Genomic DNA, 12192 nt, shown 5'->3' on the forward strand with positions numbered 1-12192 from the left:
GAGATTGATGATAAAGATTTGACAAAAGGAGTAAAAAAAATAAAAGTTACAGGAAAAATAACGGCAGATGGTACTGCTGAATTGCGAGAAGAATTAGAAATTGAACATGTTTAAAAATAATTTAAAATGGCTACAAGAACATATCAAATTTCAGGTGCTAAAGGTTTTAAAGGAGGAAAATTACAGGTTAATGCTTTGAAACAATATATTTTAGTTGCTGGGATAGATTATCATACGGGAAATTCGTTTATCAAGTATTGTAATGATTACAAATCAAAAGTTATAGCTAATAATAAAGCTAAAGATGATTTAACCTTTATTATTATAGATTTAAAAGGTACGATTGAGATTATTGAAAATGGAAAATCGGTTTCAATAAAAAATTTTGATAAAATATCTAAAAGCAATTATCCTGCAGCTAAAGGACATGCTTTTGATGCTTTGGGGAAATCAAATTATATTACTAAGAAAAGTATTTATGAATTAGTTGATGAAATTGGTTTAAATAAGTCAACTACATTACAAGAGTTAAATATTTTTTCTCATGCCTATCCTGGTGGTCCAATCTTAGGGAATTCATCACAAAGTGATGCAATTGACCTTGACATGAGAATAAGTGATATAAAAAATAAGATTTTTGATTTTGCAAATTTTAAAAAGGCTTTTACAAATGATGGGATGGTTAAAATTTGGGGATGTCAAAGTCATCCTCCTTTTAATTATTTAATAAAAAAAATAATGCAAAATCCTAAGTATAAAAAAGACGGAACAACTGCCGATACACAGGAGTTTATAGTTAATGATATTGCTGTTCCTAATCATGAGGTATTGTCTAAATATATTGAAGCTAAAAATTATACTAAATTATCTAATGGTACAATCAAATTAACTCTATCTCAGGTAAAGAAAATATTCTCAACAAGTTATTGTACTAATTATGCGGCTTGGTTAGCTTATAGCGTTGATGTTAAAGTTCAGTATTCATTACCTGCAACCTATGCGTCTTTTGGTTCTCCAGAATTATTTAGAATATCTGATGATACAAAAATGAATGTTCCTTTTTTCGAGAAATATTTAGGAATATCTATAGGCGAATTAGATTATGGAATTTATGATAAACCTACTATAACTAAATTTTTAACCCCTTAATTTATGTTCGTTATGAAGAAAATGAAACTTATATTAAGTACTCTTTTATTTTTATTAGTATATCAAAACGTATTTTGCCAACAGTTTAATAATAGTAATATTTTATTATTCCAAAAAACGGATAGTGTTGTTGTATCCAATATATTTTATCGAGATAAAGAATTTAATGCGCCTTTAGCTATAAATATTATACCCGCTAAAAAAGACAGTATTACAGGAGAATTAACGCTACCGTATAATGACTTTAAAGAAGAAAAAGATACAGTTTTTGTACAATCAAAAAAAAGATTGACAAAGAGTCAGATTACTACATTAAATAATTTTTTGCAAAATAAAAAATCATTTAGTAAGAGTGGCGTTGCATTGTTAGGTCATTATGATATTGAAATTAGTTATTATCAAAAAGGGATTGTATCTCAATTTGTAAGGATGTCATCAATAACAAATAAAATAACCCTTTATAGGGAAGGATGCAAAAGAGTTACTGATAACAATAAGCAAGAAGTAGATCCATGTTTATTTTATGGTAATGCGAGTAAGAGTTTTAAAAAATATATTTTGCAATTAGCGGCAAAATAAAAGTATTAGTAAAATAAAAAATACGTTCCAAAAAATAAGTAAATGAGACAAGAACGAATAAAAGATAGAGTATTAAAAAGAGCAGCGAGATCATGGGGTTTTTCGGATGTAGAGATGGAAACATCATTTGATCCTGTTGTATCAATGATGCTAAATGCATTATCGTATGAACTTGAAAAAGTAGCTCATGAACTTGAAGATTCTAAAACTCGTGTGGTTGAAAGAGTTCTTGAAATTATGTTTCCAGAAGTTAGCGCCGGAGCCAAACCATCTAGAGCAATCATGCATGCTTTACCTATAGATAACAACATGAAAGTTTCTTTGCTAAACCAAATGTCGGTAAGCAGGAGAATTCATAATATTTATAATCCGTTAGCACCGATCACTAAAGAGATAACGCTTTCGCCAACATTAGAGGTGAAATTAGCTTCTTGTGAGGTTAAGTACATTGCCTACGAAAGAAATCTATACGAAGTTTCAAATCTATTTTACAAAGACTCAGTCCGCGATTATAAAAACTCACTACCTTCAGGAATAGTGTTTTTAGGAATAGAATTAAATAATACTAGCGTAGAAGAACTAGAGGATTTAATGTTGTTTATAGATATTAAAAACACCCACCAAAAAGAAATGTTCCATTATTATTTAAAGCAAATGAAATGCTTTCATGATGATGAGGAAATTAAGATAGAGGAGGGATATAATGTTCCTGTAAACAATCTAGATATCGAAAGTATCATAAACAGAAATTATACTCATCTTAGCGAGTTGATGCAAGAAGTAAATGAATTTTACTTTGATAATTTTTATACGCTAAAAGGAGCATTGAAACATAAGAACATAAGAGATTATGGCTCAGAATATAGATGTTTTGATGAGGTAACAAACAATAATGATAATTCTGTTATTTGGATTAAAATGGTTTTTCCAGAGTCATTAATTCCTCAAATAATAGACAATGTATCTTTTACAGCAAATTGCTTTCCTGTAATTAATAAAAGACGACATATCATAAATAAAACACTTGGTGGTTTCTTGTCTTATGTATCCTTAGATACTGGTAATAATATATATCTTGATGTAGATACTGTAGTAGATCCATTTGATAACCATTATGAAATAAAAGAGTTTAAAGACGGAGTTATCGAAGAAGGAAATGCTGTATTACGTACAGGAGGAGTTTCTAGATTTGATTCCAGAACAGCTTCAGAATTACTTCAGAATGTATTAGACTTATTAAAAGACGAGAGTTCATCGTTTTCGGGTTTAGGGAAAGATTTTATGAATAGTTCATTGGTCGAAATTAATCAACTATTGGCTTCGGTAGAACAACAGGCGAAAGAAAGTAGCTTTTCTAAAAATAATGATCCGTATTTAATGATTAAACCTAAAATTGATGAATCAGTAGGGAAATCATTTATAATAAGTTATTGGTCGACATGTGCCGAAGAAGGAAATGATATTAAAGCAGGTACAGTCTTAGAGTCTAAAGAAGATTTGTTTTTTGTGAGTAAAGAAGCGGTATTAGTTACTAATACGGTTGGCGGAATGAATAAACAGAATAACAAAGACCGTATTCTGGCTTATCGTAATGCATTATTAACACGAGGACGAATTGTAACTTTTGCAGATATAAAAGCATTTGCTTTTAACCATTTTAAAAGTTGCATTACCGATGTTAAAATAGAAAAAGGAACGCGAAAAGAAATCTCTGTAAAAGCAGGTTTCAGCCGAACAGTAGATATTTATCTAAAAATTAATGCAGCCGAAAAAGAACATTTATCGGTAACCGAATGGGATTATTTGTGTGAGAGTTTCATGAAGAATTTAAAAAACAGATCATCAAATGTATTCCCGTATCGATTATTTATCGAGGATTAATTTTAGGAAACAAATAAATACAAAAAAAGCGCTAAGATATCTTAGCGCTTTTTTTGTTATAAATTAAATCAGTTATGATTTCGATCTCTTTCTCATCTTCATATTAATAAACTCAACTGCCAATGAGAATGATATAGCAAAGTACAAGTAACCTTTTGGTACGGCCCCGATATGTTCTCCTATTAAAGAAGCATTAGATAAGTGCATACTTTCAGTAATAAGCATAAACCCAATTAAGATTAAAAAAGCAAGTCCTAAAATCTGAATAGAAGGGTTTGCATTTACAAAATTTCCAACAGGAACTGCAAACAACATCATAACTGCTACCGAAATAACAACGGCAGTAATCATAATTGTTAAAGCGCCAGTAACACCATTTGTCATTCCTACAGCAGTTAAAATAGAATCTACAGAGAAGATTAAATCGATTAGTAAAATTTGTACAATTACATTCGAGAAGGACTGTTTTGCAACATCTTTTAATGTTTTTTCTTCATCGCCTTTATGGTCAACTTTTTCGCTTATTTCTTTGGTGCTTTTATAAATCAAGAATAATCCACCACCTAATAAAATCAAGGCTTGTCCAGTAAAATCGGCATTTAGCCAGCCCCATTTAATACTAAAAACTGTTGCTTTCATAGCAATTAAGTACGAAATACCCATTAGCAAAGCAATACGCATGAACATGGCTAAAAACAAACCAATTCTAGTTGCTTTTTTACGACTTTCAGGAGGTAATTTTCCTGTTACTATAGATATGAAAATAATATTGTCAATTCCTAAAATAATTTCAAGAAAAGTCAGTGTTAATAAGGCAACCCAAGCGTCAGGGTTTAAGAATACTTCCATTTAAAAAGGTGTTAATTAAGGGGTATTAGTATAAAAAATGTAATTTAATCTACTCGAACAACTTTTCCGCGTTGTTTTTGGGTAGAACCAACCATTCCGAACTCAAAAGTATATGAATCTTTGGTTGTACTCAAAATTTTCATTCCGATAGCTTTCTCTTCGGCTTTGTTCTTTGGGTGTTTCTTTTCCAAAACGTATTCGCAATCGCTTACCCAACGAATTGTTGCAGTATCGGTTTTACCTTCAAAAGTTTCGATTTCGATATCATCTTTTCTTTCAAAAATAGTTGTCTTTTTTACTCCATCAACTTCGTATTCAAATTTGAATTTTCCAGTTTTAAAATCCTTGCAATTGTGTTCTGTATTATAACAAGACGCAACAATAAGTAATAAAGGGAGTAATAGTAATTTTTTCATAATAAGTAATTTGTTTATTTAGGAGCTAATCCTGCTTTTCATTTCAATCTTTTATGTCGAACCCCGACATAAAAGGATTTCCATTGCAATCAGGGCTAGTTTGCAATTGGTTCACAAGAACCATTAGTGTTATATTGATTTATTAAGTTTTAAATTTTCTGGATATAAAACTCTTTTAATTTTTTAGATTCTTTAACTTCTTCTCTAATTTCTTCTTTAGATTCGCTTTTTGCTGCTTTTGGCCAGATATGAAAACCACCTTTTGTCATCGCTTTGGCTTGTTGGAAAATTTCTGGTGAAATATCAGCAAAAAAACTCAAATCTTCAGGATTATCCCAAACGCCCCAAATACCATTTTCGTCAATATCTCCGTTATAATTGATGATATGCGTAGGGTAAGTTTTGACCATTTTTAGCTTAAAATGCTCCAGATTATAAGAACCATTCCATCTAAAGGAATTTACATCGTCAGTTCCAGAGCCGGAGATAATAGAATTTGCAAAATTTAATTCAATAGACATTTTATGTTGTGCCGGTGAATTAGAATAACAATAAAATCCTTCCCATTCTCCACTAGGCAAAAAATGATGTGTCTCATTTTTGTTGTCTTTCATATTTATAATTCTGAAATAAATATAATAATAGATTGTATGCTTTCGACTCCGCGTAGTTTTAGAAATATTGTTATTTTAATCTCTTTAACTCATCATCGGTAAAGTTCTTAATTTCTTTTTCTTTAGCAAACTTTCCTGCATTGTAATTTTTAGATTCTTTTCTTGGAATCGATAGGCTTTCCCAGCTGCTGTTTTTTAATTGTTTGGCATAAAATACAATTTGACCAACATGATAAGGATAATGTGCTAATTGTCTGTTGATAGCTTCAATAACCGTATGACCTTCATTTCGAATATAAATAATGTCTGAAAGTTGATTGGCTTGTAAATTATTTATGGCATCAAAAAGGCATTTCCAACCCTTTTCCCAAGCAGTCATTATTTCTTCTTTAGATTGGAAATCATTTTCGAATTCTTCATCGCGATTGCGCCATTCTTTTTCGCCATCGGTTGTAAGGAAATCTGTCCAACGCGAAAGCATATTGCCCGAAAGATGCTTTACAATCGTTGCTATACTATTTGTATCTTCATTTGTTGTAACAAGAAGTTGCTCTGGCTCGAGTTGTGCGATTGCTTTTTCGCCTAGTGTTTTATAATATAAAAACTGTTTTTTTACACTTTCTAAATACGTTTCGGATGCATTCATAATTATACAATTTTAATGTCATATTTATCTAAAAGTCCCAAAATTCCCTCGGTCGAGAATTGAGCTTTTTTCATGGGATTAAATTCTGGATCAATTTTAAAATTATAAGCTGTTTTAAAATTAACACCTGCCAATTGAGTTTCGTTAAAAATTGCTCCTTCCAGATTACAGTTATCAAAAACAGAACTGGTTAAATTGGTTCCTATAAAAGTAGTTTCTTTCATAGAACAATTTACAAATTTAGTTTTTGGCATTTTTTTATTAGAAAACAAGGCATAGTCCAAAACCGATTCTTCAAAATATACCTGAAACAGAAAATCTTCGCATTCATTAAACGCAATTCCTAGCAATTTACAGTTCTTAAACGTTACATTTTTTAAACTTGTACCTTTTAGGCTGGTCATAGATAAATTGCAATCGATAAATTCGCAATCTAAAAAGGTATTGTAAGCAAAATTACTATTAGAGAAATCACAATTTTTAAATACACAATCCTCAAATTCGCGGTTGTTTATTTTTTTATCAATGTAGATAACCTTATCGAATGTTTTTTGAATATGAATTAAGCTATCCATTGGAGTTTTTGAGTTTTGTTTAAATATTAGTCGTTAAAGAGCCCTCTCATGATTGTTTTTAAACCATAAAAGATTAAAAACATTCCCGCTAAACAGGCAATTATGCCAATAGCCAGAACTAAGTAATGCCAAACGTTTTGTTTGTTCATAAACGCATTGTAAATTACTGCAGGGCCAATAAATAATAGGGGCAAAGAACCCGATAAGTATTTAATTCCTTTTCCTATTAACTCTTTATTTGTTCCCATTTTTTTTATTCTTAAAAGTTTAAGGTTTGAAGTTTATAGTTACGAGAACTAAAAAACTTCTATTTGTTGTTGCATGACAGATAGTATATCCTTGCAATATTTTTATTGAGACTAGTACCAGTAACTGTGACTGAATTACTGTGACTGAAAATTATCTACAGCATTTCTTACACTTCCATATTTGTGTAATAAATCAGATGCTTGCTCGTATGTAACAGGAATTTCTCCCATAATCATTTTTACTCCACGATCAATTAATTTGCTGTTGCTTAATTGCATATCCACCATTTTGTTGCCTTTTACTTTTCCGAGTTTTATCATGGTTGCTGTCGAAATCATGTTAAGAACTAATTTTTGAGCAGTTCCAGCTTTCATTCGGGAGCTTCCTGTAACAAATTCTGGACCTACAACTACTTCTATAGGATATTGGGCTGTTTGTGAAAGCGGACTTTCGGCATTACAGGTTATGCAACCTGTGATTATGTTGTTTTTATTGCAAACCTCTAAACCACCAATTACATAAGGTGTTGTTCCCGAAGCAGCAATTCCTATCACAACATCATTTTCGGAGATATTATGCGCTTGCAAATCTATCCAGGCTTGTTTGGGATTATCTTCGGCATTTTCTACCGCTTGACGAATGGCTTTATCTCCTCCGGCAATGATTCCGTTTACTAAAAATGCTGGAACGCCAAAAGTAGGAGGACATTCGGATGCATCTAAGATTCCTAAACGACCAGATGTTCCTGCACCTATATAAAATAAGCGTCCACCAAGTTTTAGTTTGGCTACGATTTGATCTACCAAAGCTTCTATTTGTGGAATTGCTTTTTCTACGGCATATGGAACTGTTTTGTCTTCCTGATTTATATTAATCATTAAGTCATGAACACTCATATTTTCCAGATGTTCATATTTTGAGGACTGTTCTGTAGTTTTTGTGAAGGTCATTTTTCGTATAATATCTTGTCCAAAATTAATCTTTTTTCTCGCGATTTCGAAATTTAGAACGTAAGAATTAAAAGATAAAAAAAACTTTTTCTCTTTTAATTTTTATGCAACGATTGCTTTCTGAAATCTCATTAAAAGAACTAAAATATTATATTTGTTAAATAATCAAAAAAATAAATGAATATAGATAGCTTTTTGGGTGTTATGGGCTGGATGTCAGTTTTTGTTTCATTATTGCTGGCATTCTTTTTACTCACTGTGAAAACCCAAAATAAATCAGCAAACCGACTGTTTGTGGCATACTTACTGCTTTTTGCAATTGATAATTCTGGAATTTTTATTAATGAAGCTTTCGTTAAAGACCATCTTAATTTAGAATTTTTTAGATGGGCTAGTTGTGCTTTGATACTTCCTGCTTTTTATCTGTATATAATATCAGTTTGCTTCACTGATTTTCGATTAAAAACCAAGCATGTAATTCATGCCATTCCATTTATAATCATAAATGCTGTTTTCATACTCAGGATTTACTTTTTAAATGATGTAGATAAAATGCAGTTTTATAATCATCGTAGTGAAATGCCCGAATTTTACGGTTTCCAGTTAATGTTAGGTATGCAAATCGTATTGTATAGTATTGGTGTATTTTGGGTTTTAAAAAAGTATAGAGAAATATATCAGGAAAATTATACCAATCCTAAAACTTCTATTTTTAAATGGTTATTTCAAATATCAATTGTACTCTTTGTTTTGTATTATTTATCAATAGCTAAGAATTTTATAAGATATACCGATTTTAATTTACTGTGGATTTGGGCAAATGTAGTAATGCAATTTTTGGCTTTAGTAGTAACCTGCTGGTTTGTCTTAAAGGCTTTAAATTATCCCGAACTTTTTAGAGGAATTGATTCTAAATTGCAATTGGCAAGAGACATTATTCCTGAGGAAAATGAAAATACGATCGAAATAAAAGAGAATAAAAACGAAGTGATTACGGCTCAAATTTCGACATTGAAACAATATATGACTGAAAAAGAACCTTTTCTTCATCCGTCGCTCACGATTCAGGAACTCTCCAATCAAATCGATATTCCGGTTCGGGATTTATCGGTTTTGATTAATCATCATATGGATCAGCATTTTTTTGATTTTGTAAACGAATATCGCATCCAAAAAGCTATGAGTATTTTAAAAAATCCTTTAAAAAGTGATTTAACAGTTTTAGAAATTCTATACGAAGTAGGTTTTAACTCAAAATCTTCGTTTAATACTTCTTTTAAAAAATATACTAATCTTACACCTACGGCTTACCGAAACGCTTCGTAATTAGCGGTTTGTAAAAAGTCGTACTTCATGCTTAATAAAGTCGAACTGATTTCCTAAAAAGAAATTGGTTCGACTTTTTTTGTCGGTCGCATATGGGAAATTTCTAAGGCAACTTTGCTTCAAATTAATCAAACAAGTTAAAACTAGAAATTATGAAAAAAGTATGCCTCTTTATTTTTATGCTATTGCCTCTCTTTTGTTTAGCACAAACATCCTTTAAATTAAATGGAAAAATTGCTGATGAAAAAACAGCAGTAGTCTGGACAGATGTTGTAATCTTAAATCAAGACGGAAAAATTATAAATGGAGTAACCACAAAAGAAGATGGTAGTTTTGAATTGATTTTGAATAAAGGATCTTATAAAGTAAAAATTAGTTCACAAGGATATTCGGAATTTGATAAAGAAATTATGATTGAAAAAGATACCAATTTGGGTTTGATTATCTTAAAGGAAAATGTAACAAATTTGGGAGAAGTTGTCATTCAATCCAGAAAAAATACGATTGAGCAAAAAACAGATCGTTTGGTTTATAATCTTGAAAATAATGTAACAAACGTTGCTGGCGATGCTTTGAGTGCTATAAATACTGCACCAGGAGTTGCGGTGCAGAATGATGTTATTAATATATTAGGAAAGGGAGTTTCTCGTGTGATGATTGACGGAAGAATGATTGAATTAACGGGCGAAGAATTAAATGATTTCTTGAAATCTATCTCGGCAAGTGATATTAAGAATATCGAAATTATAAGTAATCCTTCATCAAAATATGAGGCGGAAGGTACTGGGGGATTGATTAATATTGTTATGAAAAAAGGGGCTCGTGATTCTTGGAAAAACACAACTACAGCATCTTATGATCAAAATAAATACGGAATTTATACTTTAAGGAATAATTTCTTTTATAATAAAAATAAGTTTAGGTTTTCGGCTAGTGTTAATGGAAAAACTGGCTATAAAAATATTAATGAAACTCTGGATATGTATTTCGTAGAAGGGCCTACGAAAATGGATGTGATAACAAAATTAAATGAGGAAAATGTATCTGGAAAGTTAGCTTTAGATTATGATTTTTCAGAAAAAACGACAATTGGTTTTCAATTTTTAAAAGATAAAAGCAATCCGGATTTTGACTCGGATATTAGAATTAATAAATACAATTCTCAAAATGTATTGGATAGTTATATAATCAATGAGAGCTTTTTAGACAGGAAATCCGGCAATCAAACTTATAATTTACATTTGATTACAAAACTGGATTCTCTCAACCGAAAATTGTCATTTGATGTAGATTACTTTGATTATAATTCAAAATTTGATAGAGATTTTATAGCAAACAATTATTCATCAGATGGAACCTTTATCGATGTAGATCAATCAGGACGTAATCTTTCAAATCAGGATATTGATAATTTAAGTTTTAAGGCTGATATGGAACATCCGCTTCAAGCGTTAAATTTATCTTATGGGGCGAAAGTAAGTTTTACAAAAAGTAATAGTGATGTTATTTTCTTTAATACGATTACTGGAACTCCAGAATTAGATATAAACCAAACAAACCAATTTAAATACACCGAAAATAATCAGGCAGTTTATATTAGTGCAGATAAAAAAATCAATGAAAAATGGAATTTTCAAGCAGGATTGCGATTAGAAAATACGCAAACAAATGGTTTTTCGGAAAACCTGAATCAGGAAACGATAAACAATTATCTTAAGTTATTTCCAACGTTTTATGCTTCTTATAATAAAAATGAAAATAACAGTTTTAGTTTAAACTATGGAAGAAGAATCCGTAGGCCGAGTTTTTCTTTATTGAATCCGTTTCGAGTTTATATTAGTAGTAATAGTTATTCTGAAGGAAATCCGTTTTTGAAACCTTCTTTTAGTGACAATTTTGAATTTTCTCATTCGTATAAAAAAATATTGCGAACTAGTGTTTTCTTAAATGCGATTACAGATGGCTATGGCGTAATATTTACTGCAAACTCTGAAACATTGACTCAAGTTGTATCGAGAGAGAATTATTTTAAAGGCATTAATTATGGAGTTGGAGAAACGTATTCGGCTAGTTTTACAGATTGGTGGCAGAGCGAGAACTCTTTGTATTTTTTAGGATCAAAAATTAAATTTACTAAAGATATCAATGCAACACCAGCAAATAGTCTTGAAGTTGATTTTTCGACAAATAATACATTTTCATTGAGCAAAGCGACTAAATTGCAAATAGATTTTAGCTATACTACACCTTACAAAAGCGGTTTATATGAAACTGGGTATACGTCTAGTCTGAATATTGGTTTTAAACAAGATTTGTTAAACAAAACAATGCAGATTGCCTTTTTGGTAAATGATATTTTTAATACATCTTATCTAAAAGATGATGTTTCGATTGTAAATGGCGTAAAACAAGTTTATAGCCAAAATGAAAGCAACCGATTTGCTCGTTTATCTGTAGTTTATAATTTCGGGAACAAAAAAATTAATGTTAATCAACGTGATTTTGGAAATGAAGATGAGAAGAAGAGAGCTAATTAGATAATTTGTCAATTAGAAAATTAGATAATTACAGTAGAGTGTTCTAACATGTTTTAATCCAGTGGTTTCGGGTAATGTTATTAAATTAAGGGAAAATCTATAATAGTGTATTGAATAAATTTATCGCAAAGGCGTGAATTTTTTATAAACATCAATTATCCACACTGTTTGTCATCCTATGTTTGTAATAAAAAAGGATTTCTGTTTTTAGTACATTTATGTTTAGATTTTCAACAGAAGAAAGGGAAAGATAAAAACTAAAAATTGTCATTTGTCATAATAGACTGTTCGAAATGGTAGTTCCTTTCCCTCTCTGCTTTTGAGCTTGGACAGTTCATTAGGCCTGGAGCCTGTATTTAGGATTGATAAGTCAATAGCAGATTTCTTCCGTTTACTTTTTACTTAAAAACAAAGTTATGAC

12 protein-coding genes are annotated in these 12192 nt (G+C 30.6%); 5 read left to right on the forward strand and 7 right to left on the reverse strand.

Annotation, left to right across the window (positions count from 1 at the left end; genetic code table 11):
- Nucleotides 1-126 precede the first annotated feature (126 nt).
- From B8T70_RS20880 to B8T70_RS20890, 3 genes are read left to right on the forward strand one after another with little or no spacing between them, the layout of a single operon-like run.
- The gene (locus B8T70_RS20880; RefSeq protein ID WP_086896101.1) at nucleotides 127-1149 is read left to right on the forward strand and encodes a hypothetical protein; all 1023 of its coding nucleotides are present in this window, start codon (nucleotides 127-129) and stop codon (nucleotides 1147-1149) included.
- A 12-nt stretch (nucleotides 1150-1161) separates the two neighbouring features.
- Entirely contained in the window at nucleotides 1162-1728 is a 567-nt protein-coding gene (locus B8T70_RS20885) for a hypothetical protein (protein WP_123912138.1), read from the forward strand.
- A 42-nt stretch (nucleotides 1729-1770) separates the two neighbouring features.
- Nucleotides 1771-3609: a type VI secretion system baseplate subunit TssF gene (locus B8T70_RS20890; protein WP_086896103.1), complete on the forward strand. Its 1839-nt coding sequence runs from the start codon at nucleotides 1771-1773 to the stop codon at nucleotides 3607-3609.
- A gap of 72 nt (nucleotides 3610-3681) precedes the next feature.
- Here B8T70_RS20890 and B8T70_RS20895 read toward each other — a convergent pair whose 3' ends face one another.
- The 7 genes from B8T70_RS20895 to murQ all read right to left on the reverse strand — a co-directional run bounded on the left by B8T70_RS20895 (nucleotide 3682) and on the right by murQ (nucleotide 7908).
- Nucleotides 3682-4458 (reverse strand): TerC family protein, encoded by a 777-nt coding sequence (locus tag B8T70_RS20895; protein WP_039112712.1) that lies wholly within the window; start codon nucleotides 4456-4458, stop codon nucleotides 3682-3684.
- Nucleotides 4459-4502: 44 nt separating this feature from the next.
- Nucleotides 4503-4874, reverse strand: a complete 372-nt coding sequence (locus B8T70_RS20900; protein ID WP_039112713.1) for a hypothetical protein — start codon at nucleotides 4872-4874, stop codon at nucleotides 4503-4505.
- 149 nt (nucleotides 4875-5023) lie between these two features.
- A complete protein-coding gene (locus B8T70_RS20905) occupies nucleotides 5024-5488 on the reverse strand; it encodes a hypothetical protein (RefSeq protein ID WP_086896104.1) in 465 nt (154 codons plus the stop codon).
- 70 nt (nucleotides 5489-5558) lie between these two features.
- Nucleotides 5559-6134 carry a DUF1572 family protein gene (locus tag B8T70_RS20910; protein ID WP_086896105.1) on the reverse strand — a complete coding sequence of 192 codons (576 nt, stop codon included), beginning with the start codon at nucleotides 6132-6134 and terminating at the stop codon, nucleotides 5559-5561.
- A 2-nt stretch (nucleotides 6135-6136) separates the two neighbouring features.
- Nucleotides 6137-6709 carry a pentapeptide repeat-containing protein gene (locus tag B8T70_RS20915; protein ID WP_039112715.1) on the reverse strand — a complete coding sequence of 191 codons (573 nt, stop codon included), beginning with the start codon at nucleotides 6707-6709 and terminating at the stop codon, nucleotides 6137-6139.
- Nucleotides 6710-6735: 26 nt separating this feature from the next.
- Entirely contained in the window at nucleotides 6736-6957 is a 222-nt protein-coding gene (locus tag B8T70_RS20920; RefSeq protein ID WP_039112716.1) for a DUF6095 family protein, read from the reverse strand.
- A 135-nt stretch (nucleotides 6958-7092) separates the two neighbouring features.
- Entirely contained in the window at nucleotides 7093-7908 is an 816-nt protein-coding gene (gene murQ / locus B8T70_RS20925) for an N-acetylmuramic acid 6-phosphate etherase (RefSeq protein WP_039112717.1), read from the reverse strand.
- Between the two features lie 177 nt (nucleotides 7909-8085).
- Between murQ and B8T70_RS20930 the strand changes: the two genes are divergently transcribed.
- Nucleotides 8086-9234 carry an AraC family transcriptional regulator gene (locus B8T70_RS20930; protein ID WP_086896106.1) on the forward strand — a complete coding sequence of 383 codons (1149 nt, stop codon included), beginning with the start codon at nucleotides 8086-8088 and terminating at the stop codon, nucleotides 9232-9234.
- A gap of 152 nt (nucleotides 9235-9386) precedes the next feature.
- A complete protein-coding gene (locus B8T70_RS20935; protein ID WP_086896107.1) occupies nucleotides 9387-11771 on the forward strand; it encodes a TonB-dependent receptor domain-containing protein in 2385 nt (794 codons plus the stop codon).
- Nucleotides 11772-12192: the final 421 nt, after the last annotated feature.

The organism is Flavobacterium sp. AJR, assembly GCF_002156885.1.
Lineage (GTDB): Bacteria > Bacteroidota > Bacteroidia > Flavobacteriales > Flavobacteriaceae > Flavobacterium.